The sequence below is a fragment of the Shewanella psychrotolerans genome (assembly GCF_019457595.1).
GTDB classification, from domain to species: domain Bacteria; phylum Pseudomonadota; class Gammaproteobacteria; order Enterobacterales; family Shewanellaceae; genus Shewanella; species Shewanella psychrotolerans.
In genome coordinates, this window is sequence record NZ_CP080419.1 from 1481196 (window position 1) to 1506201 (window position 25006).

Below are 25006 nucleotides of genomic sequence, written 5' to 3' on the forward strand. Positions count from 1 at the left end.
CTAGCCATACTAGCGCCTCCACGGGTTACTTAATTGGATGAACTTTTAACACATCTGCCGGAGCGCCCTGACCATGACAGGTCGTGCAGCTTTCAGTACCTGCGGTAGCATCTGACAGAGTCCCCATAAATACGGCACCTTGCTGGATCATATGGTTCTTGGCTGTGTCACCGTTATGGCAATCGCTACAGATCGCCGCAGTTGGACTGGTGTATAGGTCGCCTGCAATTGCTAGGGGGGTAACCCCGGCATAAAGTGGCAGTGCTACAGTGGCAATACCACTATCTTGCGTATGACATTGAGTACAGTTGCCTATATCACCAGGGTAATTGATTGATTCATAGCTTTCTCGATTACCGCTATGAATACCATGGATTAAGTGCTTAAAGTCGGCCGTTGCCGTTGATGGATTGTCGGTTGCATCGGCGACCATGTTCGGGTTGTGACAAATCTGACACTGTCCCTCTAAGTCATTTCGCGAGCCGTGGAAGTTGAGTTGTTGATCCCCATGGCAACTGCCACAGGTGTCATTGGTCACTACCACGCGGCGTCCGCTATCAGAAAGCGATTGAGCGCTGTAGAATTGATGGCTTGATTTGATCGTGATTTCGGCATTAGCTTCGTTGTTACAGTCTCCTAATACGCCTTCTGAAGCGCAAATCTTGCCTTGGATCGCTAAGGTACCTTTATCCATCTCGCTACCCACAGGAACAGTGACGCCTGCAATTTGGTAACTATAACGTCCAGCACTGCCAGAGAGGGGAGTGACTTCTTTAAGCTTTATTGATTTGGGTGAACGAGTGGCATAGTCGAAACTGGTTCCCCAATTGGCGTAGACGCGCAGATCTGAAATAAAGCTGAGATTATCGGCACTCTCTGTGTAGATTTCACCCGATTGTGGATTTTGCAACGTGATGGTAAATGAGACTGTATCACCTGCTAACGATGCCGCACTAATCTGTGGCAGGAACTGAGCTAAGGCGTCATCATTGCCACCATCATTGTGGACGCTAGCTGTCCAGTCTGAGTTATGACAGGCGACGCAATTCGCGTTATTCGCTTGAGCTGGATGACCTTCTCCAGCTTTGAAATCGATGCGAGTATGGCATGAGCCGCAGCTTTCCATTGTAGGCACTCTGGCCCAATTTTGCTGCTCAGCTAATGTTTCATCTTCAGCGTGGCAAGTTTGACAGTTAGCTAAAGAGCCTGGGAACCCGGTTAAATGTTTACCATGGATCATCTGTGGGAAGATATTATCTGAATTACTCACATGATCAGCGTTATGGCAGGCGACGCAGGTCTCTACCTGATTATATCTACCGCGGTGGAAAGCTAAGTCGTTATGGCAAGTATTACAGCTTGCTATCTTAACAATATTGCGGGTGTATACTGGTTTGCTGCTTTGGCCAGTCTCAGGTGCTTGCCAATCAAAATGCTGATTAGTGACGGGTAACTGGGTACCATCAGGCAGACTATCTCCACCGACTTTGATGACTATTCGTTGGGTGGCTCCCGCCTCATAGCTGACCTCATTCATGCCGTTAAACGCCGCACTAAAAGTATAGCTATAGTTACCGTTTTTGTAGTCGATGTATTCTCCTGGACAACTAGTCGCACAGGTTTCCGAGGTGAAATATTGCCATTGTGAGCTGTCACCTGCATTGGTATAGCCTTGAGGGAGTAACTGCGCGGCAATAAAGGTGCTAGTTGCCACGCCAACTACAGGCTCATCATCCTGGTTGGTGACTCGGTAATTAACCGTCGCAATACCATCTTGCATAGCGACCTCATCAAATGAGATCTGCAACGTACTAATATCCATCGCTGGTGGGCCACCTGGCTCCCCTGGATTTCCTGGGGAGCCATCATCGCCTCCACAGGCACTGAGCAAGATAGCAAGTCCGATAGCGGCCCCGTAATATGTTATGTTTGTCATCTTTTTCATCATATCTTCCTTGGCATTTTGGTGATTGGCATCAGTTAGAGTTGATAACTCAATGTCAGTCCAAAGTAGTGGGCACTATAGTCGTGGCTTAAGTCTCCAAAGCTCAGCAGGTTGGGCACTGCATCAAGGGCTAATCCTTGATTCGCCCAATCGGCATCTTGATATTGTTCATATATCCAATCGAATCGCAGGCCAACTTTTTCACTGACTCGATAATCAGCAAAAGCATTAAGGTTATGTTTGGTTGAATAGTAGTTGCCATAAGGGGAATGCAATCCTTGCATGACTTGGGTATCGATTTGACCATCTGCATAAGTGTAATCTAGGCCGAGCTTGAGCTTTTTATCCATTAAATTGGCGTAATTGATGCCAGCACCAATCAGTGTGGATTGCTCTTCTGAGCGTGAATACCAATTGGGCGTTGCGTAATTACTGCTGCCAGCTTGATCGCTATCTCGCCAATCTTGGTTCAAAAAGGCATTCAGATTGAGATTATCGTTAATAGCGTATTGTGCTGACAGGTCATAGCCTTGGGTTTTAACATTTGTAAGCCCAATGAGGGTATCGGTGTAATCGTCTTGCATCCAATGTGCATTTGCACTGATGTTGTAGCTGCCGCTCGAATAACTCGTGTACAAGGCATAGCGTTGGCGTTCTCTATCGGCCAAATAGCTTTTTCTAAGTAGTGGATTGCTCGGACTCGATGTGGTATTTACCGCTTCATAATTGCTGCCTGAACGGTCACTGGCTTGGGCTTTTAGCCACAGTTGCCATTGTGGTGACACCCGATAGTTAAATTTACCAAACAGGGTCGACTCTTTCAGGCTTTGTCGGTCTAAATCGCTGTAGTTATTATGATCATATTCATAACCAACATCGATATAGGCGGCGCGTGCGATACGATATTTTGCTGCGATATTTGCCTGCTGCTTAGTTCTGTCGTACTCGGGGTTGGCTGCATTTCCTGCGTAGTAGCTGTCAGTAACAATTTGTGGATAGCTATTGATCTCCGTTTTGTTATCGCGGTCGCGATAGTCATAACTTGCTCTAAGGGAAAGTTCACGGGTGATTCGCCCTGAGTAGTTCAGTTTCATCTCAATAATATCGACTTGGCTATCTAAGTTAGCACTGGGCAACATTGGTGAAGGGCCATTGATGGTCGCAGGCAGATAAGCCTGATCTTGGGTCATGCGAGTAAACCCAATATGCATTAACACTTGCTGGCCAGCGTCTGAAAATTGCGTATTGCCTGCAATTCGATAGGCTTTATTGTCTGGCGCTACCGCACTTTGTCCAGAATAGGCTGCACCAAAGGTTGGGGTGAAAGCGGACTGCCAGTGCAGTGATTGTTCATCGTTGTTGTAATGACTCAATTCAGCATCTATGCCTGCTAACCAATTGTCACCGCGTAGATATAACTTAGCGCTGAGCTCATCGGTTGAATCATCGATGCGCTGGGCAAGCATGGTACTGTTTGTCAGCAGGTTAGCACTGGCTGCACGTTGGCCTTGGCGCTGTTCATGCTGGTAATCAATCTCAGCCTGATAGAAATCACCGCGATAAGCGCCATTTAGTTGATAGCGATCTCTGGCTATCTTTAATGCTGTTGCTAGGCTGCTGGTGTAAAGATCGCTCATTTTCGCTGTTGTCGCGCCCGCTTGCCATTGCTGGGGTAATTGCCAACGACCATTTTGGGTTTTATAGGGAGTTAATGCTTGATTGGTATCATAGTGCGCAGTGCCGCGATAAGCGGCTGTAATGGCATATTGTCCGGGTCTACCCGTGGTGAGATCGGCAGAGCCGTTTTCATAACCTAATCTATCAGCTTTGAATCTTGTTCTATAGCCGGTTTCATTTTGATGAGTCACATTGGCTTCGAGACTGGCGACGACGCCATCCTCGTCTGTTCCTGTGGTATTGCCAAAACGACTATCTTCGCCATCATTGTGGGCTGCACCTATGCCTACCTGGCCATGAGCGCCAGTTGTGACGGCGCAGCGCTGGCATTTCCAACCGTCTAGCTTTAATGAGTCTCGGTTTGCCGACGATATACCATATCCTTCGCTGTAAGCCATGGTGCTCATAATGGCGAATGCTAGGGTGCTAAGACGAAGCGGTAGCGCGTTATGTCGATTGTAATTATTCATGCTAATGCTCCCTATTAACGCTGTAATAATTTGCCAGATGGATGGTTAGAACCGTGAACTTGGTTATGGCAGTTCATGCAGCTTTGACCGGCATTGAATGCGTTTGGAGTGTTACCAAAGACGGCATTGGAGGTGTGTCCATCAGAGGCGTGGCATTGTTGGCAGAGTTGTGGTGGTTTAGCGGTCAACATAGCTTCGTTGACGCTGCCGTGGGGATTGTGACAATTGGCGCAGTTGTCTGTGACAGGAGCATGTTCCCACAGTTTAGGGCCGCGTTTTTCGGTGTGGCAGGCATAACAGTTTTCGTTGATGCTCATCTGTTTAAGGCTAGCGTCATTTAGGCTGCCGTGAGGATTGTGACAGTCGCTACAGGTCATCTGTTGCCATTGCATAGGATGTGAGCTGCGTTTATGCAGATCGGCTTTCTGTTGGGTATGACAAGTGGTACAAACGTCGACCTCTTGGGTCTTGTCTAAGATGGGATCATGGCCTGTATGCACCTGATGGCAGTCACTACAGGCAACATCGGCCGTATCGTGATGATTTCCATCCCATGCCATGCGCTTATCATCGTTGTGACAGCTCATACATACGCTGTTTTGTTTGAAGGCGGGAACGGGGGAGTTGGCACCAAAGGTGATCATAGGTTCCTTGCCTCCCTTGTTATGCTTGCCCATGGGGCCGTGACAAGCTTCACATTGCAGATCTGCCATTGGTGAGCCTTTGACCTGAGCATTGCCATGAACGCCATCAAACAGCGCCATAACGGTTTGGCTTTTCTTGTGACACATTAGGCAGGTGTCTGCGCCTTTTGGCGAGTATTGCCCTTGGGCGAATTTTTCATCGAGGATCTGTTCAACCTCTTTTGCTGGGGTTTTATCCCATGGCGTTGCCATGACAGTGATACTAAATAGCAGTGATGTTGCTAATAAACCGAGGTTTTTAAGTTGGCTTATTAAAAAAGTAGAGTCCATTTTCATCATTTTCCGTCCCAAGCAGGTTGCGCTAAGTTTCTAATTGTTGTTATTAATTAATGGCTAATTTACCAAACCTAAATAATAGGCTGAAAATGTGATTCTTGTGTGAAAATAATGTTGTCAATTTGATTTGGTAACTTAGGTTTTTTAAGGAATTAGCGTGAAATGTGACATGGATCACATATCTGTTTGGTTAGATGCTTATGATTGCTGTCGCAATGAAAATCATTATCATTTAATAAATGGTTTTACTGATTGAGATATCTGTCACATAATATAAAATACAATTGAAAACTATTATCGTTTCCAATCCCAAATATTGATCTAGATAAAGTTATTTTAGCGGATGCTCCGTTAGAATCGGTGTTAGTTAAGACTATTCGAGGCCTGAAAAGGTAGTAATACGATATGAAATTAAGCGAATTGAAGCCAGGCGATAGCGCCGTTATCTCAGCTGTTGGTCAAATAGACCTGCCAGCAGTTGTTAAACGCAAACTCTTATCGATGGGCATAACACCGAATACCTCTTTTACTTTATTGAGAAGAGCCCCCTTAGGTTCTGGGCTCGAGTTGGCGATTCGCGGCAGCAAATTATGTATGCGTAAAGATTTAGCGGATGTGATCGAGGTGGATGCTGCTCATGGCTAGACAATTTCATTGTGTCACTGTAGGTAACCCAAACGCGGGTAAATCTACCCTTTTTAATGCCCTTACTGGCGCGAATCAACAGGTTGGTAACTGGTCTGGCGTGACGGTTGAGAAAAAGACGGGTCAGTTCACGCTTAATGGCACCGATGTATTATTAACCGATCTTCCTGGTATCTACGATCTGTTGCCCGCAGGCAGTAGCTGTGACTGTTCACTCGATGAGCAGATTGCGCAACAATATCTTGCTGATGCCACTATGGATGGCATTATTAACCTTGTTGATGCAACGAATATAGAACGGCATCTTTATCTTACTGTGCAGCTGAGGGAACTAGGTATTCCTATGGTCGTAGTGATCAATAAGATCGATGCGGCTAAGGCTCATGGGATTGAAATTGACACATCGGCAATGAGCGAGCAGTTAGGCTGTCCTGTTATTGCTGTCTGCTCAAGAGATGAAGCCGATATTGAACAGGTAAAGGCACAAGTTGTCGATCTGCTCGATGGCAAGGTCTCCGAAGCCCCTTTAGTTCTCAGTTATGATGAACAGATTGAATCGGGTATTGCAGCCCTGTATAGCCGCGATGAGAGTCTAAGTCGTGGCCGAGCTTTAGCTATGTTAGCTAACGGTTTAGGTTGTGGTCAGTGTAAGAATGGCCAAATGCTTACCGAAGTTGCACAGTGTTCAGAAGGATTGGCGGCTCAAGGGCAAGATATTGAGATCATGGTGGCCACCACGCGTTTTGATTTTGTTCAAAAGGTGTTTAACCAATCTGTGACTAATGGTGATGTGCAGACGATGAGTGATCGTCTCGATAAAATGATACTGCATCCTGTTGCAGGCATTCCAATTTTCTTATTGGTTATGTATTTAATGTTTATGTTTAGCATTAACGTGGGCAGCGCATTTATCGATTTCTTTGACATCGCCGCAGGGGCGTTATTTGTCGATCATCTTGGTTCTTGGATGAGTAATATTGGTGCCCCAGCGTGGTTAGTGACCATCATCGCTGGTGGTGTTGGCCAAGGTATTCAAACTGTTGCGACTTTTATTCCTGTTATTGCAGCCTTATTCTTGGCTCTTTCTGTATTAGAAGGTTCAGGTTACATGGCGAGAGCGGCATTTGTCGTTGATGGATTGATGCGTCGTATTGGTCTGCCTGGCAAAGCTTTTGTTCCTATGATCGTCGGTTTTGGTTGTTCGGTTCCTGCCATTATGGCTACGCGTACTTTAGGTAGTGAGCGTGAGCGTATTGTTACGGGCATGATGGCGCCATTCATGTCTTGTGGCGCGCGTCTTCCAGTATACGCACTGTTTGCAGCGGCCTTTTTCCCTGAATCGGGTCAAAATCTTGTATTTTTGTTGTACATCATCGGAATATTAGCGGCAATTGGTACTGGGTTATTATTGCGCTCAACAATACTACCTGGCACTAGCAGCGCTGTGGTAATGGAACTGCCAAATTACGAGAAGCCTAAATTTAAGGCTGTGATGGCTCGCACGGGTAAGCGTACTAAGAGTTTTATCAAAGGGGCGGGTAAAACCATTGTTATCGTGGTGACCTTGCTTAACTTTATCAATGCTATTGGTATAGATGGTTCATTTGGTCATGAAAATAGCTCTGAATCAGTATTGAGTGTGGCGAGTCAAAAAGTGACTCCGCTGTTTTCTCCTATGGGCATTGAACCCGATAATTGGCCTGCCACCGTGGGTATTATCACAGGTATTTTTGCTAAAGAGGCGGTAGTTGGTACTCTAAACAGTTTGTATTCGACAGCGTCCGGTGATGAGGAAGCGCTTAAGCCGTTAAGTGAAAGCTTTTCTGAGGCGTTGGCGACTATCCCAGAAAACTTATTTGGTATTGCGCCAGATGATCCGTTATCACTTTCTGTCGGAGATCTCTCAACTGTTGAATCGGCATCGGCTGAGTTAGAAGTTGAAGCGACGACTTTCAGCGCATTGCAAGCTGGGTTTTCTGGTGTGGTAGCGGCATTTGCATATTTACTGTTTGTTTTGCTTTATACCCCTTGCGTTGCGGCGATGGGCGCTTTGGTTGGTGAGTTTGGTTCGCGTTGGGCGACGTTCGCGGCAACATGGACATTTGGTTTGGCCTATGGCACTGCGACAGTGTTCTATCAGGCTGCTACGTTTGCCGCTCATCCGTTGCAGTCGAGTTTGTGGATTGGTTTCTTCTTTGTCGCGCTGATCAGTTTCTATTTATGGTTAAAGCGCAAAGCACCGAAGCCACAAAATATCATTCCGGTAATTAATGTTGTGACTGAGTAGACCTTCTCATCATTTGAAAAGCAGCGATTCGTCGCTGCTTTTTTATTTTTGTCGCAAATGATGACGGTTTTTATGCATGACCCGTTGTAACTCAACCAGATCTGTAGGAATATGCTGGTTTTCCCTAATTGATACTGATCGGCTAGAATGCGGATTGGTGATAGCACTGTTGGTAAAGAGGATTTCCATGAGTCATATGGACACTGAAGTTCGTCCAAGTAACTTCATTCGTAATATCATAGATGAAGATTTAGAAAGCGGTAAGCATAGCAATGTACATACACGTTTTCCGCCAGAACCAAATGGTTATCTTCACATTGGTCATGCAAAGTCGATCTGTTTGAATTTCGGTTTAGCTCAAGACTATAAGGGCCTATGTAACTTACGTTTTGATGATACTAACCCTGAGAAAGAGGATATCGATTACGTTAACTCTATACAGGCCGACGTGCAGTGGTTAGGGTTTCAATGGGATGGCGATATTCGCTACTCGTCGAATTACTTCGATAAACTTCATCAATATGCTGTTGAGCTGATCAATAAAGGGCTAGCTTATGTCTGTTTTCTTAATGGAGAACAGACTCGTGAGTATCGTGGCACCTTAAAAGAGCCAGGAAAAAACAGTCCTTATCGCGATACTTCTGTTGAAGAAAACTTAGCGTTATTTGAAAAAATGCGTAAAGGCGAGTTCAAGGAAGGTGAATGTTCACTGCGGGCTAAAGTGGATATGGCATCGCCGTTTATGTGTATGCGCGATCCTATTATCTACCGTGTTCGTTTTGCGCACCATCATCAAACGGGTGACAAGTGGTGCATTTACCCAATGTACGACTTTACTCATTGTATCTCTGATGCAATCGAAAACATTACTCATTCATTGTGTACTTTGGAATTCCAAGATAATCGCCGCTTGTATGATTGGGTGTTGGATAACCTCGACGATTTCCAAGCGCCTAATCGTACTCGTCAGTATGAGTTCTCGCGTCTAAATCTTGAATACACCTTGATGTCTAAGCGTAAGCTTAACGATCTTGTGGTTCGAGGTTTGGTGTCAGGCTGGGATGATCCCCGTATGCCAACCATTGCAGGTCTTCGTCGCCGTGGTTATACGCCTGCATCTATCCGTGAGTTTTGCCGCCGCATTGGTGTCACCAAACAAGAGAATATGGTTGAAGTAGGCATGCTTGATGCGTGTATTCGTGAAGAGCTTAATGAGCATGCACCACGAGCCATGGCTGTGATTAATCCTGTTAAGCTTATTATTGAAAATTATCCAGAAGGGCAGGTTGAGCATTTGACTGCGCCTGCGCATCCAACGATTGAGTCTATGGGGCATCGTGACCTAGCCTTCGGTCGTGAGATCTACATCGATGCAGATGATTTCCGTGAAGAGGCGAATAAGAAATACAAGCGCTTAGTCCAAGGCAAAGAAGTGCGTTTACGTAATGCATATGTGATTAAAGCCGAGCGTTGCGAGAAAGATGCTGATGGCAATGTCACTGCAATTTACTGTACTTATGATGATCAAACATTGGGTAAAAACCCTGCTGATGGTCGTAAAGTAAAGGGCGTTATTCATTGGGTTGAGGCGACAACTGCCGCTAAAGCCGAATTCCGTCTTTACGATAAGTTGTTTAACCAAGCCAACCCTGCTGCGGCAGATACGGTGGATGAAGTGCTAAACCCTAATTCGTTGGTGGTTAAACACGGTTTAGTGGAAGCCGGTTTGGTTAATGCTGAAGCTGAAAAAGCCTATCAGTTTGAACGTGAAGGTTATTTTTGTGTCGATAGCAAAGACTCTTCCCCTGAGCACTTAGTATTTAATTTAACCGTTGCCCTGCGAGATTCTTCAAATTAATAACGTTGTCAGTTATGGATGGACAAAAAGGCTTTAGGGTTTCCCCTAAAGCCTTTTTTAATTTATAGACATTGTGAGCTATTGGTTCATTGAGTAATTCAGTTGGCTATTGATACATTGGGCCTAAACCCATACTCCATAAAATAATGCTCGACGCCATTAACGCGACCAGTAATACCAGACCCGCTGTAACAACCGAACTGGCGTAGATAAAGCCTTTTTCTTCAGGAATATTCATAATAATCGGGACGCCGGTGTACAGCAGATATATCGAGTAGGAAAGACCGGCTAGGCCGACAACCATCATAAACCAAATGGATGGGTACAGTGCCGCGAGTCCAACCATAAATAATGGTGTCGCGGTATAAGCCGCTAATTCTAATGCCTGGGTGTAGCTGGGTTCGGCATCGAATGTCTTAGCCATCCAAAAGGCGAGATACGCCAGCGCAAATACTCCTGCGATAAGGCCAAAATACATACTAATTGACATCACTAATGCGCTATTGGACGTCAGAAAAAGTGGATCGGATACCCCTAAGTTCCATCCGATTGCCGTGGAGGCGAAATAGGTACAAATTGATGGAATTAATGCGATCAATAGGACATGACTTAGGCTGCTCTTGACTGCTTCGTGGTTTTTCTCAATTGTGTGCCACTCTTCTTTTGGATGAGTGTATAACCCCATTAAGTGATTCAATATCATTATAGTTATCCTTGTTCAGCTTTAACCTGCGCTCGCCAAACTTCAGACGAACCCTCATGCCTTTTGGTCTGCTACCAAATAGACCTTAGGCTCCCAAACAGTCATTTTATTGTGACTGACTTAGTTTATTTATTGAACATAAACTACTACTAGTCAAGCTAACTTTGAAATGTTAGTGGGAACTATATGCCTAACTTACGGTTTTTTGTTAAAATACTCGGTCTGTTTTACCACCATTATAGAGTGTTCAATGCAAGCGTTATTAGCGCCAATAAAGCAGTTTCTGCAATGCGAAACCCCTGATGAGTGGATAGTTGAGGCGATAAGACCAGAGCAGCTATCGGCGTTATTGATCGATCATTGTAATTGCGAGCTAAAGGCGGCGCAGACCGCAATGTTTTTAATTCGCAAGTATGCGATTGATAAAGCCAGCGGTGAATTACTGCTTAATTGGGCCAAACCTTATGAGGAGTTTGTTTATAATAAACAGCGTTCAATAGAGGGCTTTTTAGCTAGAGAAGCTAAAAAGAATGAGTTGATAGGCGAGTTGAAGCCTAAAGCGGGTGTGGATTATGGTCCCGACTTGATTGCAAAAATGGTTCGCTTGATAAAAGAAGAGTTTCATCATTTTGAACAAGTGTTAGAGATCATGCAGGCTCGCTATATTCCCTATCAAAACTTAACTGCTGGGCGTTACGCTAAGGGAATGATGAAGCACGTTCGTACACATGAGCCAGCCACATTAATAGACAAGCTGATTGTTGGTGCTTTTATTGAAGCACGCTCTTGTGAGCGTTTTGCTAAGTTAGCACCTTATTTAGACGAAGGGCTACAGAAATTCTATGTGTCTCTATTGCGCTCTGAGGCGCGTCACTACCAAGATTACTTAACCCTTGCCCAAGCAATATCTGCCGAGGATATTGCTGTGCGAGTCGAGCATTTTGCGAAGGTGGAAGCTGAGCTGATTTGCTCGCCAGACAGTGAGTTTAAATTTCACTCAGGGCGTCCAATTTAGCGATTAAAATACCGCGTGTTAGTGCTTGATAAAAAGCTATTTACGGTAATTTAGCGGAACGGCAACGCTGTAAGACTTATCTCATCAGGAGTAATTGTTAGCACGCTACCTTGATCATACCAGTCGCCGACCACAATGCGTTGTCGCTCATTTTTGAGGTGATGGATAAAAGGCCTGTGAGTGTGGCCATGGATCATCAAATCGACGTCGGTTTTATCCATCAAGGCGTTTACGGCCGTTTGTTCGACATCCATGATGGTATTGCTTTTTTGCTGATTACTCTGCTGACTTTTACTGCGCAGTTTTGTGGCAATGCTCACCCGCTGGTTTTTAGGTAGGTGATTATAGATAAACTTTGTCCAAGGCTGGTTTCTAAACCAGCGAAAGCGTTGATACGCTTTATCTAAAGTACACAAGCTGTCGCCGTGGAGCAGCACCGTTGTTTGTCCATATAAGTTAAGTCGATGTACTTCTGGTAATAACGTCATGCCTGCTAACGCGGCATACTGTCTACCTAGTAGAAAATCACGATTACCATGAATGAAATAGAGCGGCGTATTAGTTGAGAACTGCTTTAACCTTGCTGCTAATTCAATAGCAAAAGGCTCTGCAATATCGTCACCGACCCAGACTTCAAAGAGATCGCCAAGAATATATAAAGCGTCACATTCAGCGCTGATCTGATCGAGAAATTGATAAAAAGCGTTGAGAATATCGGGGCGATCAGCACTTAAATGCAGGTCGCCCACGAACAGGGTATGATTTAGCAATGGATTATTCTGCTATTGTCACTTTTTCGATGATCACAGCTTCTAGTGGAACATCTTGGTGCATACCGCGGTTGCCAGTCGCAACAGCTTTGATTTGGTTGACAACGTCCATACCTTCAACAACTTTACCAAATACACAGTAACCCCAACCTTGTGAAGACTCTGATTTAAAATCTAAGAACGTGTTGTCGTTAATGTTGATAAAGAACTGGGCTGTTGCTGAATGCGGATCTGACGTTCTTGCCATTGCAATGGTGCCAACTTTATTAGATAGACCATTGTTCGCTTCGTTTTCGATAGATTCGTTAACGCGTTTTTGGGCCATATCTTCGGTGAATCCACCGCCTTGAACCATGAAACCGTCAATCACACGGTGAAAGATAGTACCATCGTAAAACCCGTCTTCTACATATTTAACGAAGTTCGCTGCGGTTACAGGTGCTTTTTCGGCATCTAACTCAATTTTGATTTCGCCGTGATTGGTTTGCATTATGATCATTTGATTCATTCTCATCGTTTGTAACGGATAGCGCTCGATTCTAGCCTATTACCTTTAACGCATAAAGCGATTCTCCTGACTTTTGTGTTTGAAGCGTGTCAATTTGCTGCGCTTTTAGTCAGCAATTTGTCGGGAATGTGTTTGAGGACAAAAAACGCTTTAGATTCACGCTATCATGCTGGAAGCGTTGGTTTTCAGGTGGTAAACTGACTCTCCTATTTGTTGTCAATTATTTATAGAGAATCTCAATGTTGAAGCTATACAACAGTCTTACCCGCCAAAAAGAGGAATTTAAGCCATTACAGCCAGGTAAAGTCGGCATGTATGTCTGCGGGGTTACCATTTATGATTTGTGTCATATTGGTCATGGACGTACGTTTGTTAGTTTTGACATGATCGTTCGCTATCTTCGTTATAGCGGTTATGACGTTAACTTTCAGCGTAATATTACCGATGTCGATGACAAAATTATTAAGCGTGCTGCTGAAAATAACGAAAGCTGCGAGTCATTAACAGAACGTTTAATTGGTGAGATGCATCGTGATTTTGATGCGCTTAATATGAAACGCCCAGATTTTGAGCCTCGTGCGACCCTACATATTCCAGAAATTATCGAGATGGTTGAGCGCCTCATTGAGCGTGAGCACGCTTATATTGCAGACGATGGCGATGTACTCTTTAGCGTTTCCTCATTTCCTGAATATGGGCGCTTATCTGGTCAGAATTTAGACCAGCTACAAGCGGGGGCTCGCGTTGAAGTTGATGAGAATAAGCGCGATCCTATGGATTTCGTGTTATGGAAAATGTCTAAGCCAGGTGAGCCTACCTGGGACTCTCCATGGGGACCTGGCCGTCCAGGTTGGCACATCGAATGCTCTGCGATGAACAGCAAGCATTTAGGTGAGCATTTTGATATTCACGGTGGTGGATCTGATCTGCAGTTCCCACATCATGAAAATGAGATAGCACAATCTTGCTGCGCCCACGACACACCCTATGTGAACTATTGGATGCACACTGGCATGGTGATGGTTGATAAAGAGAAGATGTCTAAGTCATTAAACAACTTCTTTACCATTCGTGACGTGCTTGAACATTATGAACCATCGACAGTGCGCTATTTCCTATTATCGGGTCATTATCGTAGTCAGCTTAATTATTCTGAAGACAACCTTAAGCAGGCTAAAGCGGCGTTAGAGCGTCTTTATACCGCCTTAAAGGGGTTAGATCTAACGGTTGATGCTGCACCTGCTGAGGAATTTGTTGCTAAATTTAAGGCGGCAATGGATGACGATTTCAATACGCCTGAAGCTTATTCAGTATTATTTGATATGGTGCGCGAAATTAATCGTCTTAAGGTCGATGATATGGCTGCGGCTTCAGCGCTTGGTGTTAGCATGAAGCAGCTTGCCGACGTGCTGGGGATCTTAGATCAAGATGTTGATGCATTTTTCAAAGGCGAGGGCAGCGATGATGAAGTAGCTCAAATTGAAGCCTTGATTGCAGAGCGTAATCGCGCCCGCGCCGAAAAAGATTGGCCTGCAGCAGATGTGGCTCGCGATGGGTTAAATGCCCTAGGTGTTATCTTAGAAGATGGCCCTGAAGGCACAACTTGGCGTAAGAAGTAATTTATTGTCCGAGTTAAAAATCGTATTAGTAAAAATGCCTGCGTTATTATAACGCAGGCATTTTTTATGTTTGCAGAAGCCAGAAGCCAGAAGCCAGAAGCCAGAAGCCAGGCTAATCGTGATAGTTTTCCGCTGCGTAAAGCGTATTTTCGAGTAGGCTCGCAATCGTCATTGGTCCTACACCACCAGGAACTGGGGTAATGTGGCTAGCATGCTCTGCTGCGACGTCATATTGCACATCACCGACAAGTTTACCGTCGTCTAAACGATTAATTCCCACATCGATAACGATAGCGCCAGGTTTAATCCAATCACCAGGAATGAAGTTTGGTTTGCCTACGGCAACGATAACTAAATCTGCGCGGCGGATCTTATCTTCAAGGTTGCGAGTAAACCGGTGACAAGTGGTTGTGGTGCAGCCTGCAAGGAGCAGCTCTAAGGTCATTGGACGCCCCACGATGTTTGATGCACCAACAACTACCGCATCAAGGCCATATGTATCAACACCAGTTGATTTAATTAACGTCATGATCCCCATTGGGGTACAAGAGCGTAGCACGGGAATACGTTGCGCTAAGCGTCCTACATTGTATGGATGAAAACCATCGACATCTTTATCGGGACGGATCCGTTCAATGACTTTTGATTCTTCGATATGTTTTGGTAGTGGTAATTGCACTAAGATGCCATCGATAGCAGGATCGCTATTACATTGATCGATTAGTTCAAGTAGTGCTGTTTCACTGGTATCCGATGGTAGATCAAATGATTGAGATAAAAAGCCAACTTCTTCACATGCACGTCGTTTACTACCAACATAAACTTGAGAGGCAGGATCTGCACCTACAAGTATTACGGCTAAACCTGGTACACGTTGCCCTGCCTCTTTACGGGCGGTTACTTTCGCGGCTAACTGAGTTCGAATGGATTGGGCGATCGCTTTGCCATCGATTATTTGGGCTGTCATGGGGGTAGGAGTTCCTTTATATGGCGCGATAATAAAATCGGCGACATTTTAACAGGGGTGATAACCAGTGTCATTGATTTAGCGGTATAACAGACCGTTTTATATTAAGAATAATAAATATGGGCGATAACCCTTGGCGCTAGTGGGGACAATTACATTCGTTTTATCGGGCTGCGGGAGTATAAAACAAATGCAATAAACCTTGGGTTTGTATGATTTATTATCGGATAGGTGTTAAATTCAGCACCTAAATGGCCTTTTAAAAAAAATCGTTGACGACTATTAAGTGAGGGGATAAGATGCGCTCCGTTCTCGACGAGACATGTAAGACCTTCGGTGATTAGCGCAGCCCGGTAGCGCATCTGGTTTGGGACCAGAGGGTCAGAGGTTCGAATCCTCTATCACCGACCAAATTTTTAGCGAGTGTGAAAACATTCTCTAGCCCAGTTAGGATATGAACCCAGTTCATAACGAAGCGCCCGTAGCTCAGTTGGATAGAGCATCCGCCTTCTAAGCGGATGGCCGCAGGTTCGAATCCTGCCGGGCGTACCAAACAGTGGTGATTGTAGCTCAGTTGGTAGAGCCCCGGATTGTGATTCCGGTTGTCGTGGGTTCAAGTCCCATCAGTCACCCCACTTCTTTTTTAAGAAGAAAATAAAAAAAGCGACCTTGAGTCGCTTTTTTTACGTCTGTAATTCGAACTTTCAGGCTCGACTATGCAGAAAACCGTGGCTATAATGTCGCGTCTTGATAAATTTCAACTATGTGCGACGACTGCCAAACCCAGTTACCAAGCCATTTTAGTCGTTTTTTTAGATCAAGAAACGAATACCTTAATAGTTGAATATTCGGCTATTACAAAAAGACGTTTGACATATTTCGAGGTAAAACAATGCAAGTTTCTGTAGAAACAACACAAGGTTTAGAACGCCGTCTAACTATTTCTGTTCCAGCTGAGCAGATCGAGAAAGCCGTTTCAGATAGTTTGAAAAACGAAGCTAAGCGCGCTCGTATTCCTGGTTTTCGTCCAGGTAAAGTACCTGTAAGCGTGATCAATAAGCGTTACGGTAAAGCGATTCGTCAAGATATCACTGGTGAGGTGATGCAGCGTAACTTTATTGAAGCAATCATCGCTGAAAAGTTAAACCCAGCTGGTGCACCCACTTTCGTTCCTGGCGAAACTGATGCTGAAAACTTCCAGTTTGTGGCTACTTTCGAGATCTACCCAGAAGTAGAACTAAAAGGTCTAGATGCGATTGAAGTTGAACAGCCTAAAGCGGAAGTAACTGATGCTGATGTAGACAGCATGATCGAAACGTTACGTAAGCAACACGCTACTTTCGAAGCTGTTGATCGTGAAGCTGCGGAAGGTGACAAGGCGAAAATCGATTTCGTTGGTTCTATCGACGGTGAAGAGTTCGAAGGCGGAAAAGCTGAAGATTTTGAACTTCAACTTGGTAGCGGCCGCATGATCCCAGGTTTCGAATCTGGTGTTGAAGGTCATAAAGCGGGTGAAGAGTTCGAAATCGAGGTGACTTTCCCTGAAGATTACCACGCAGAAAACCTAAAAGGTAAAGTTGCAAAATTTGCAATCACCCTTAAAGAAGTTCAAGCAGCTAACCTTCCAGAAGTTAATGATGAGTTTGCTAAATTGTTTGGTGTTGAAGAAGGTGGCCTAGAGGCACTTAAAGCTGAAATCACTAAGAACATGAGCCGTGAACTTGAGCAAGCGCTTAAAGCGAATGTTAAAGATCAAGTTTTAAATGGTCTACTTGAGCAAAACGAAATCGACCTGCCAAAAGCTTTGATTGATGGTGAAGTGAATGTACTTCGTCAACAAGCTATGCAACGTTTTGGTCAGCAAACTGCTAACATGCCTGAGTTACCAGCGGATCTGTTTACCGAGCAAGCTGAGCGCCGCGTAAAAGTTGGTCTGCTTCTTGGTGAAGTGATTAAGATTAACGAACTTAAAGCTGAAGACGATCGCGTACAAGCGTTGATCGCATCTATGGCTTCAGCATATGAAGATCCAAGTGAAGTTGTTGAATATTACAACAGCAACCAAGAGATGATGCAGAACATGCGTAACGTTGCGTTAGAAGAACAAGCGGTAGAAGCATTGCTTAAATCTGCGAAAGTGACCGAAAAAGAGGTTAATTTCGAAGAATTTATGAACAAGGCTACCGGTCGCGCGTAACCTAAGCTTGACTTAAATGGCTATTAGCCATTTATAATGGCTCGTATGAGGCTCCTCATGCGAGCCATTTTTATTTAGGGAAGTTAACAATGCAAAATGCGCCAGAATCTGTACTGAATGCACTTGTCCCAATGGTTGTTGAACAAACAGCTAAAGGCGAACGCTCATATGATATCTATTCTCGTCTCTTAAAAGAGCGCGTCATCTTTTTGGTTGGCCAAGTTGAAGAACATATGGCGAATCTTATTGTAGCTCAGTTGTTGTTTTTAGAGTCAGAAAGCCCAGATAAAGATATCTATTTATATATCAACTCACCAGGTGGCTCGGTTACTGCGGGTATGGCTATTTATGATACAATGCAATTCATTAAGCCTAACGTCAGTACCGTTTGTATCGGTCAGGCTGCAAGCATGGGCGCATTCCTACTAGCCGGTGGTGCCGAAGGTAAACGACATTGTTTGCCTAACTCACGGGTAATGATCCATCAGCCATTAGGTGGTTTTCAAGGACAGGCGTCTGATATCGCGATTCACGCGCAAGAGATCCTTGGAATTAAGAACAAATTAAACCAAATGTTGGCCAATCATACAGGGCAGCCATTAGAGGTTATCGAGCGAGATACAGATCGCGATAACTTTATGAGTGCTCAAGAGGCCGCAGCTTATGGTTTAGTTGACTCAGTGTTAGACAAACGAGGCTGATAATTGTCTGTTGCTGAGCTATGATCAGTAAAAGGCCATAAGATGAATCATGCAGTGAGTGAAACTGCAAAAGAGGTAAAGTAATGGGCGATAACAAAAGCAATGGTGATAGCGGGAAACTGCTTTATTGCTCTTTTTGTGGAAAGAGTCAACATGAGGTTCGTAAGCTTATTGCTGGTCCTTCAGTTTATGTGTGTGATGAGTGTGTAGAGCTCTGCAACGATATTATCCGTGAAGAGATCAGAGAGATATCACCAAAGCAAGATCAAGATAGGCTGCCTACGCCACATGAGCTTAGAGCACACCTTGATGACTATGTTATTGGGCAAGAAAAGGCTAAAAAGGTCTTATCTGTAGCGGTATACAATCACTATAAGCGTTTAAAAAATGCAACGCCTAAAGATGGCGTTGAGCTTGGTAAGAGCAATATCTTGTTGATTGGTCCAACGGGTAGCGGTAAAACATTGCTTGCTGAGACCCTTGCACGCTTTTTGAACGTACCCTTTACCATGGCTGATGCGACGACCCTAACCGAAGCCGGTTATGTTGGTGAAGATGTGGAAAACATCATTCAGAAGCTATTACAAAAATGCGACTACGATGTAGAAAAAGCGCAGCGCGGCATCGTGTATATTGATGAGATTGATAAAATCAGTCGTAAGTCGGACAACCCGTCCATTACTCGTGATGTTTCTGGTGAGGGTGTTCAACAAGCTTTGCTTAAACTGATTGAGGGTACTGTTGCTGCGGTACCGCCACAAGGTGGCCGTAAACATCCTCAGCAAGAGTTTTTGCAGGTTGATACCTCTAAAATACTCTTTATCTGTGGTGGCGCATTTGCTGGCTTAGAGAAAGTGGTTGAACAACGTTCTCACGTAGGGTCCGGAATTGGTTTTGGTGCCGACGTTAAAGGCGAAGCGGATAAAGCAACTATCTCGGATATGTTGATGCAAGTTGAGCCAGAAGATTTGGTTAAGTATGGTCTGATCCCCGAGTTTATTGGCCGTCTTCCTGTACTGGCCACCTTGTCTGAACTAGATGAAGCTGCACTTATTGAGATATTGTCTGCGCCGAAAAATGCATTGACTAAACAATTTGCTGCACTTTTTGAAATGGAAGGTGTCGATCTTGAGTTTAGAGAAGATGCGTTGAAAGCGATTGCAATGAAGGCGATGACGCGTAAAACTGGTGCGCGTGGATTACGTTCAATCGTAGAAGGTATCTTACTTGATATCATGTATGATTTACCGTCATCTGAAAACGTTTCCAAAGTGGTTATCGATGAATCTGTGGTTAATGGTGAATCAGAACCCATTTTGATTTTTGAGAACACCGAGTCACAGGCTGCGGTTGCCGAGTAATAATTAGGCTAACCGTAGAGCGAAATTATAATTGAGGAGTCCATAGGGCTCCTTTTTTTATCTTTGCCATTGAAACCGATCAATCTACCCCAATATACTCATTAATATTGTTAGCAAACGGAATCGAGCTATGACCTTAGAGCGTGAAGCGCGAATCGAACTCCCCGTACTGCCACTGCGAGACGTGGTGGTGTATCCCCATATGGTTATTCCCCTATTTGTTGGAAGGGAAAAATCTATTCGTTGCTTAGAAGCGGCGATGGAGCAAGATAAGCAGATAATTTTAGTGGCACAGCGTGATGCTGAGTTAGATGAACCGACCAGTGACGACATCTTTGAAGTCGGTACAGTAGCCTCTATTTTACAACTGCTTAAATTACCCGATGGCACAGTAAAGGTGTTAGTCGAAGGTGGTCAACGAGCTCGAATTAATAAATATACTCAAGAAGCTGAATATTTTGTTGCCACAGCAGAGTATCTAGATTCAGAGCAGTTAGCTGACAAAGAAGAGGAAGTGCTTGTTCGTTCTGCTATTGGTCAGTTTGAAGGCTATATCAAGCTAAATAAAAAGATCCCGCCTGAGGTGTTAACGTCTTTGTCGGGTATCGACGAAGCGGCGCGTCTTGCCGATACCATGGCTGCTCATATGCCGCTTAAGCTTCAAGATAAGCAAACTGTACTTGAGATGATTAATGTTTCAGAGCGTCTTGAGTACTTAATGGCGATGATGGAGTCTGAAATCGATCTGCTACAAGTCGAGAAACGTATTCGCTCTCGGGTTAAGAAGCAGATGGAAAAGAGCCAGCGTGAGTATTACCTCAACGAGCAGATGAAGGCGATTCAAAAAGAGTTGGGGGATATCGATGAATCTCATGACGAATTTGAAACCTTAGCTAAAAGAATCGACGAGGCAGGAATGCCTAATGAGGCTAAAGATAAGGCAACCGCTGAGCTGAACAAGCTTAAGATGATGTCGCCTATGTCCGCCGAAGCGACAGTCGTGCGCAGCTATGTTGACTGGATGATTTCGGTGCCTTGGAAGCAACGCTCTAAAATTAAGCGTGATTTAGCCAAGGCACAAGATGTGTTAGATACCGACCATTTTGGCCTTGAGAAGGTCAAGGAACGCATTTTAGAGTATCTAGCGGTCCAAAGCCGAGTTAAACAGCTTAAAGGTCCTATCTTGTGTTTAGTTGGACCTCCAGGTGTGGGTAAAACGTCTCTTGGTCAGTCTATCGCTAAGGCGACAGGACGTAAGTATGTGCGTGTCGCTTTAGGTGGCGTGAGAGATGAGGCGGAGATCCGCGGTCATCGTCGTACTTATATCGGCTCAATGCCTGGTAAAGTGATCCAGAAGATGTCAAAAGTCGGTGTTAAGAACCCGCTGTTTTTGCTCGATGAAATCGATAAAATGAGTTCTGATATGCGTGGCGATCCTGCGTCTGCGCTTTTAGAAGTGTTGGATCCTGAACAAAACTCGACCTTTAGCGACCATTATTTAGAGGTCGATTACGATCTGTCTGACGTGATGTTTGTTGCGACATCAAATTCGATGAATATCCCTGGTCCTTTATTAGACCGTATGGAAGTGATTCGTTTATCGGGTTACACCGAAGATGAAAAGCTCAATATTGCTAAGCAGCATTTGCTACCTAAGCAGATTGAGCGCAACGGCCTGAAAGCCAATGAAGTGACTGTCGATGATAGTGCGATTATCGGTATTATTCGTTACTACACTCGCGAAGCAGGCGTGCGTTCGCTTGAACGTGAATTATCGAAAATTTGCCGTAAAGTAGTGAAGAAGATCTTGCTCGATAAGTCGGTTAAGCATGTCGATGTAAACCAGGAGAACTTGAAGTCCTTCCTTGGCGTACAGCGCTGCGATTACGGCAAAGCAGAGTCGAATAACCAAATTGGACAAGTGACGGGCCTAGCATGGACTGAAGTGGGGGGCGATCTACTCACCATTGAAGCGACCTCAGTGCCAGGTAAAGGTAAGTTGACTTATACCGGTTCCCTTGGTGATGTGATGCAAGAGTCGATTCAGGCTGCTATGACAGTGGTTAGAGCGCGAGCCGAGCAGCTTGGTATTAACCCTGACTTTTATGAGAAGCGTGACATTCATGTGCACGTTCCTGAAGGTGCTACGCCAAAAGATGGTCCTTCTGCCGGTGCGGCTATGTGTACTGCATTGGTTTCTAGTCTTACGGGGAATCCAGTACGGGCTGATGTCGCCATGACAGGCGAAATTACCTTGCGCGGTGAAGTATTACCGATTGGTGGTTTAAAAGAGAAGCTACTGGCTGCCCATCGAGGCGGAACTAAATTAGTGCTCATTCCAAAAGAGAATGAGCGAGATTTAGAAGAGATCCCTGCAAATGTGGTTGCGGATTTGGAGATAAGACCAGTGCGTTGGGTCGATGAAGTACTTGAATTGGCGTTAGAACGACCAATCGAGGGCTTCGAAGTTGTTAAAAATTTGGTCTAACGCAAGAAAATGCCTATTTGCATTAAAAAAAGTGTAAAAAGGGGCTTTTTAAAATCTTAACCTGTGGTAGCCTAGGTCGGTGGATAGCTTTTTAGCTACAGGCCTTGGCGCTACTGGTTTTGAGCTTATTCCAATTTTATTTCTTAGGTTTTCCTATTTGGCTTGAACTTTAGTATCAAGCTTGTTATAAAAAGCCTCCGCAGACCGCTCTAGAGAAGGATTTGGTTGCGGCGCAAAAATTAAATTCAAGGGGATGACATGAACAAATCTGAACTAATCGAGAAAATCGCTTCTGGTGCTGACATTTCTAAAGCGGCTGCTGGCCGTGCTCTAGATTCTTTTATTTCTGCTGTGACTGATGGTCTAAAAGAAGGCGATAAAATTTCTCTAGTTGGTTTTGGTACTTTCGAAGTGCGTCAACGTGCAGAGCGTACTGGTCGCAACCCTCAGACGGGTAAAGAGATCAAGATTGCAGCGGCAAACATTCCTGCATTCAAAGCAGGTAAAGCACTTAAAGACGCTGTAAACTAAGACATACTTAGTCAAGGTGGCCTTTGTAAACCTTATAAGTAGAATAATAAGCACTGTTTAGACAGTGCTTTTTACGAGTAAGCGTTTTGATAATGGTTGTCTCATTATCATGCCGTTGGCCTAACTTACCCAAAGAGTAAACTAGGTCTGACAATTTACAAGAATGGCGCATCCTAAATAGTGATGCGCCTTTTTATTTTTAATGCAACGAGCGAGAAGTCTGATGTTAGAAAAGATTCGCGAAGGCTCACAAGGCGTGATTGCAAAAAGCATTCTCGTTATTGTAATACTGTCCTTCGCTTTTACTGGTGTGAGTAGCTATTTGGGTTCATCGACAGAGCCGAGTGCTGCAACAGTAAATGGCGAAGAGATCAGCAAATCAGCGTTAGAACAAGCCTATCAAAGCGAGCGTGCTCGATTAGAGCAGCAACTTGGTGAGATGTATGGGGCACTAGCCAGTAACGAGAGTTACTTAGCGAGTGTGAAGCAGAGCGTTTTAGAGCGTTTGGTTGGTGATAAACTGATTGACCAAAGTGCTGCTGAGCTTGGTTTAACCGTTTCAGATGAGCAGATAAAACAGGCCATTATGAACGAGCCAGCGTTTCAGGTTGATGGCACATTTAATAATGACAGATATCTTGCTCTAATTCGTCAATTGGGTTACCAAGCTAACAGCTTCCGCGACATGATGCGTGCTGATATGACTCGCCGTCAGCTTGTTGTATCACTTGTTGGTTCTGAGTTTGTATTACCTGGTGAAGCTAACTACCTAGCGCAGATCCAAGGTCAAACTCGTGATATCCGTTACCATGTTGTCGATGCCACGCCGTTTCTTGAGCAAGTTACCGTTTCTGATGAAGAAGTGAATACTTATTATCAAGCGAATCAAAATCAGTTTGTTCGTCCTGAATCTGTATCACTTGATTATGTCGAACTAAATTCTGCAGATATGGCAAGTGCTATCGCGGTATCTGATGAAGAAGCACAGACCTATTACGATGAAAACAAAGCTCAGTACGTACAACCAGAGAAGCGTCTCGCGGGTCATATTCTTGTTAATTTAGGTGACGATGAGGAAGCTGCTAAAGCGAAAGCCGAGGATCTCTACGCTAAGCTGCAAGCGGGTGAAGATTTTGCTGAATTAGCTAAGACAGACTCTGATGATACCTTTAGCGGTGAGCAGGGCGGTCAACTTGATTGGTTTGAACAAGGCGTTATGGAACCGACTTTTGATACCGCGTTATTCGGTTTAGCAAAAGGTGAATATTCACCAGTGATTAAAACCAGTTTTGGCTACCACATCGTTAAACTACTTGATGTACAACCGAGTTCTACTGCGGCATTTAGTGATGTCAAAGATAAGATCATTACCCAGTTGATGAACAAAAAGTCTGTTGATCAGTTTTATGGTCTGCAGCAGCGCCTTGCTGACGTTAGTTATGAAGTACCAGATACGTTAGCTGAAGCTTCTAAGGAAGTCGGTGTGCCAGTGAAGACCAGCCCACTGTTTTCTCGTGACAATGCTCCAGAGCTATTCAGTTCGCCAGAGGTGCTTAAAGCAGCTTTCTCGAATACAGTACTACTTGATGGTATGAACAGTGATGTGATTGAACTGGGTCCTAATCACGTTATTGTTGTTCGAGTTAATACTCATAACGCAGCGGGTACCTTGAGCTTAGATGAAGTTAAAGCCTCTATTGTAGAGCGTCTTAAACAGGATAAAGCGAATGAGCTTGCTCGTGAGAGTGCGCAAACGATGATGACCGCGATTAAGGACGGAGATACTTCTGCTGAACTTACCGTTCATACTAAGTTGACCCGTTTTGAGCAGTCTGTTGATACTGGGATTGTGAATAAAACCTTTGAGATGCCACAACCTGCAGGTGCCGATTTGGTGGTTGATACTGCTTCGCTCGCTAATGGGTATGCAGTTATCGTTTTAGACAAAGTGAATGCAGCTGAAGGTGTTGATGAGAATCTCGTCAATGCGTTAAAGCAACGTCTAAACTCTCAGTACAGTGAAAACGATTACCGTGCGCTGATAAGCTTACTAAAGGCTAAAGGTGAAGTGGTTTATACGCCAACCGCAGAATAATCGCTAAGCTACGACAGTATAGTGTTAAGAACGCCAGCAGATTATCTGCTGGCTTTTTTTATAGCTGTAACGGGTAATAAAAGCGCTAGGGTTAAGGCTAAAAAAGCATCGTAGAAGACGTGAGAAGCAGCCTAGGTTGTTCATTGTAATGGTTGGTGGCTGAAGAGGTTTATCACGTTAGAGTGGACT

At 44.5% G+C, this 25006-nt stretch carries 18 protein-coding genes and 3 tRNA genes; 14 read left to right on the forward strand and 7 right to left on the reverse strand.

From position 1 onward, the window contains the following. Positions 1–25 precede the first annotated feature (25 nt). Genes K0I62_RS06570 through K0I62_RS06580 form a run of 3 tightly spaced genes read right to left on the reverse strand, consistent with a single transcriptional unit; the run spans position 26 to position 5072 of the window. Positions 26–1945 carry an OmcA/MtrC family decaheme c-type cytochrome gene (locus K0I62_RS06570; RefSeq protein WP_220070685.1) on the reverse strand — a complete coding sequence of 640 codons (1920 nt, stop codon included), beginning with the start codon at positions 1943–1945 and terminating at the stop codon, positions 26–28. Between the two features lie 35 nt (positions 1946–1980). Next, the gene (locus K0I62_RS06575) at positions 1981–4092 is read right to left on the reverse strand and encodes an MtrB/PioB family decaheme-associated outer membrane protein (RefSeq protein ID WP_220070686.1); all 2112 of its coding nucleotides are present in this window, start codon (positions 4090–4092) and stop codon (positions 1981–1983) included. A gap of 14 nt (positions 4093–4106) precedes the next feature. Beyond that, positions 4107–5072, reverse strand: coding sequence for a DmsE family decaheme c-type cytochrome (locus K0I62_RS06580; protein ID WP_220071300.1), 966 nt, complete (start codon positions 5070–5072; stop codon positions 4107–4109). A gap of 405 nt (positions 5073–5477) precedes the next feature. Between K0I62_RS06580 and K0I62_RS06585 the strand changes: the two genes are divergently transcribed. The 3 genes from K0I62_RS06585 (at position 5478) to glnS (ending at position 9862) form a co-directional block, all read left to right on the forward strand. Next, positions 5478–5717, forward strand: coding sequence for a FeoA family protein (locus K0I62_RS06585; protein ID WP_220070687.1), 240 nt, complete (start codon positions 5478–5480; stop codon positions 5715–5717). Further along, a complete protein-coding gene (gene feoB, locus K0I62_RS06590; protein WP_220070688.1) occupies positions 5710–8004 on the forward strand; it encodes a Fe(2+) transporter permease subunit FeoB in 2295 nt (764 codons plus the stop codon). The genes K0I62_RS06585 and feoB overlap by 8 nt, the downstream gene beginning before the upstream one ends. Positions 8005–8191: 187 nt before the next feature. Beyond that, positions 8192–9862: a glutamine--tRNA ligase gene (gene glnS / locus K0I62_RS06595; RefSeq protein ID WP_220070689.1), complete on the forward strand. Its 1671-nt coding sequence runs from the start codon at positions 8192–8194 to the stop codon at positions 9860–9862. Between the two features lie 106 nt (positions 9863–9968). On the opposite strand, the gene K0I62_RS06600 is transcribed toward glnS, so the two are convergent. After that, on the reverse strand, positions 9969–10565 hold the full coding sequence (locus K0I62_RS06600; RefSeq protein WP_220070690.1) for a Yip1 family protein: 597 nt from the start codon (positions 10563–10565) through the stop codon (positions 9969–9971). 250 nt (positions 10566–10815) lie between these two features. Here K0I62_RS06600 and miaE point away from each other — a divergent pair, with 250 nt between their 5' ends. Further along, the gene (gene miaE / locus K0I62_RS06605) at positions 10816–11580 is read left to right on the forward strand and encodes a tRNA isopentenyl-2-thiomethyl-A-37 hydroxylase MiaE (RefSeq protein ID WP_220070691.1); all 765 of its coding nucleotides are present in this window, start codon (positions 10816–10818) and stop codon (positions 11578–11580) included. A 50-nt stretch (positions 11581–11630) separates the two neighbouring features. On the opposite strand, the gene K0I62_RS06610 is transcribed toward miaE, so the two are convergent. Together K0I62_RS06610 and K0I62_RS06615 are read right to left on the reverse strand one after the other, a co-directional pair. Beyond that, entirely contained in the window at positions 11631–12350 is a 720-nt protein-coding gene (locus K0I62_RS06610) for a UDP-2,3-diacylglucosamine diphosphatase (RefSeq protein WP_220070692.1), read from the reverse strand. A 4-nt stretch (positions 12351–12354) separates the two neighbouring features. After that, complete coding sequence (locus K0I62_RS06615; protein ID WP_220071301.1) at positions 12355–12849, reverse strand: peptidylprolyl isomerase; 495 nt, start codon at positions 12847–12849, stop codon at positions 12355–12357. 248 nt (positions 12850–13097) lie between these two features. Between K0I62_RS06615 and cysS the strand changes: the two genes are divergently transcribed. Beyond that, on the forward strand, positions 13098–14477 hold the full coding sequence (cysS, locus tag K0I62_RS06620; protein ID WP_220070693.1) for a cysteine--tRNA ligase: 1380 nt from the start codon (positions 13098–13100) through the stop codon (positions 14475–14477). Positions 14478–14589: 112 nt separating this feature from the next. Here the strand turns inward: cysS and folD are convergent, their stop codons facing one another. Further along, complete coding sequence (gene folD / locus K0I62_RS06625) at positions 14590–15444, reverse strand: bifunctional methylenetetrahydrofolate dehydrogenase/methenyltetrahydrofolate cyclohydrolase FolD (RefSeq protein WP_220070694.1); 855 nt, start codon at positions 15442–15444, stop codon at positions 14590–14592. A 334-nt stretch (positions 15445–15778) separates the two neighbouring features. Here folD and K0I62_RS06630 point away from each other — a divergent pair. From K0I62_RS06630 to K0I62_RS06670, 9 genes are all read left to right on the forward strand, one after another. Then, positions 15779–15855, forward strand: a tRNA-Pro gene (locus tag K0I62_RS06630). A 64-nt stretch (positions 15856–15919) separates the two neighbouring features. Further along, positions 15920–15996, forward strand: a tRNA-Arg gene (locus tag K0I62_RS06635). Positions 15997–16003: 7 nt separating this feature from the next. After that, a tRNA-His gene (locus K0I62_RS06640) sits at positions 16004–16079 on the forward strand. A gap of 257 nt (positions 16080–16336) precedes the next feature. Continuing rightward, positions 16337–17641 (forward strand): trigger factor, encoded by a 1305-nt coding sequence (gene tig / locus K0I62_RS06645; RefSeq protein ID WP_220070695.1) that lies wholly within the window; start codon positions 16337–16339, stop codon positions 17639–17641. Between the two features lie 89 nt (positions 17642–17730). Then, positions 17731–18342, forward strand: coding sequence for an ATP-dependent Clp endopeptidase proteolytic subunit ClpP (gene clpP / locus K0I62_RS06650; protein ID WP_220070696.1), 612 nt, complete (start codon positions 17731–17733; stop codon positions 18340–18342). An 83-nt stretch (positions 18343–18425) separates the two neighbouring features. Beyond that, a complete protein-coding gene (gene clpX, locus K0I62_RS06655) occupies positions 18426–19703 on the forward strand; it encodes an ATP-dependent protease ATP-binding subunit ClpX (protein ID WP_220070697.1) in 1278 nt (425 codons plus the stop codon). A 130-nt stretch (positions 19704–19833) separates the two neighbouring features. Further along, positions 19834–22191, forward strand: a complete 2358-nt coding sequence (gene lon, locus K0I62_RS06660; RefSeq protein WP_220070698.1) for an endopeptidase La — start codon at positions 19834–19836, stop codon at positions 22189–22191. 258 nt (positions 22192–22449) lie between these two features. Beyond that, positions 22450–22722, forward strand: coding sequence for a nucleoid-associated protein HU-beta (gene hupB, locus K0I62_RS06665; protein ID WP_220063735.1), 273 nt, complete (start codon positions 22450–22452; stop codon positions 22720–22722). Between the two features lie 223 nt (positions 22723–22945). Beyond that, positions 22946–24817 carry a SurA N-terminal domain-containing protein gene (locus K0I62_RS06670; protein WP_220070699.1) on the forward strand — a complete coding sequence of 624 codons (1872 nt, stop codon included), beginning with the start codon at positions 22946–22948 and terminating at the stop codon, positions 24815–24817. The last annotated feature ends 189 nt before the right edge of the window (positions 24818–25006 follow it).

Bases quoted from the DNA above. Each gene is read 5' to 3' on its own strand.
- K0I62_RS06570 (WP_220070685.1), bottom strand. From the start codon at position 1,945: ATGAAAAAGATGACAAACATAACATATTACGGGGCCGCTATCGGACTT.
- K0I62_RS06575 (WP_220070686.1), bottom strand. From the start codon at position 4,092: ATGAATAATTACAATCGACATAACGCGCTACCGCTTCGTCTTAGCACC.
- K0I62_RS06580 (WP_220071300.1), bottom strand. From the start codon at position 5,072: ATGAAAATGGACTCTACTTTTTTAATAAGCCAACTTAAAAACCTCGGT.
- K0I62_RS06585 (WP_220070687.1), top strand. From the start codon at position 5,478: ATGAAATTAAGCGAATTGAAGCCAGGCGATAGCGCCGTTATCTCAGCT.
- feoB (WP_220070688.1), top strand. From the start codon at position 5,710: ATGGCTAGACAATTTCATTGTGTCACTGTAGGTAACCCAAACGCGGGT.
- glnS (WP_220070689.1), top strand. From the start codon at position 8,192: ATGAGTCATATGGACACTGAAGTTCGTCCAAGTAACTTCATTCGTAAT.
- K0I62_RS06600 (WP_220070690.1), bottom strand. From the start codon at position 10,565: ATGATATTGAATCACTTAATGGGGTTATACACTCATCCAAAAGAAGAG.
- miaE (WP_220070691.1), top strand. From the start codon at position 10,816: ATGCAAGCGTTATTAGCGCCAATAAAGCAGTTTCTGCAATGCGAAACC.
- K0I62_RS06615 (WP_220071301.1), bottom strand. From the start codon at position 12,849: ATGATCATAATGCAAACCAATCACGGCGAAATCAAAATTGAGTTAGAT.
- cysS (WP_220070693.1), top strand. From the start codon at position 13,098: ATGTTGAAGCTATACAACAGTCTTACCCGCCAAAAAGAGGAATTTAAG.
- folD (WP_220070694.1), bottom strand. From the start codon at position 15,444: ATGACAGCCCAAATAATCGATGGCAAAGCGATCGCCCAATCCATTCGA.
- tig (WP_220070695.1), top strand. From the start codon at position 16,337: ATGCAAGTTTCTGTAGAAACAACACAAGGTTTAGAACGCCGTCTAACT.
- clpP (WP_220070696.1), top strand. From the start codon at position 17,731: ATGCAAAATGCGCCAGAATCTGTACTGAATGCACTTGTCCCAATGGTT.
- clpX (WP_220070697.1), top strand. From the start codon at position 18,426: ATGGGCGATAACAAAAGCAATGGTGATAGCGGGAAACTGCTTTATTGC.
- lon (WP_220070698.1), top strand. From the start codon at position 19,834: ATGACCTTAGAGCGTGAAGCGCGAATCGAACTCCCCGTACTGCCACTG.
- hupB (WP_220063735.1), top strand. From the start codon at position 22,450: ATGAACAAATCTGAACTAATCGAGAAAATCGCTTCTGGTGCTGACATT.
- K0I62_RS06670 (WP_220070699.1), top strand. From the start codon at position 22,946: ATGTTAGAAAAGATTCGCGAAGGCTCACAAGGCGTGATTGCAAAAAGC.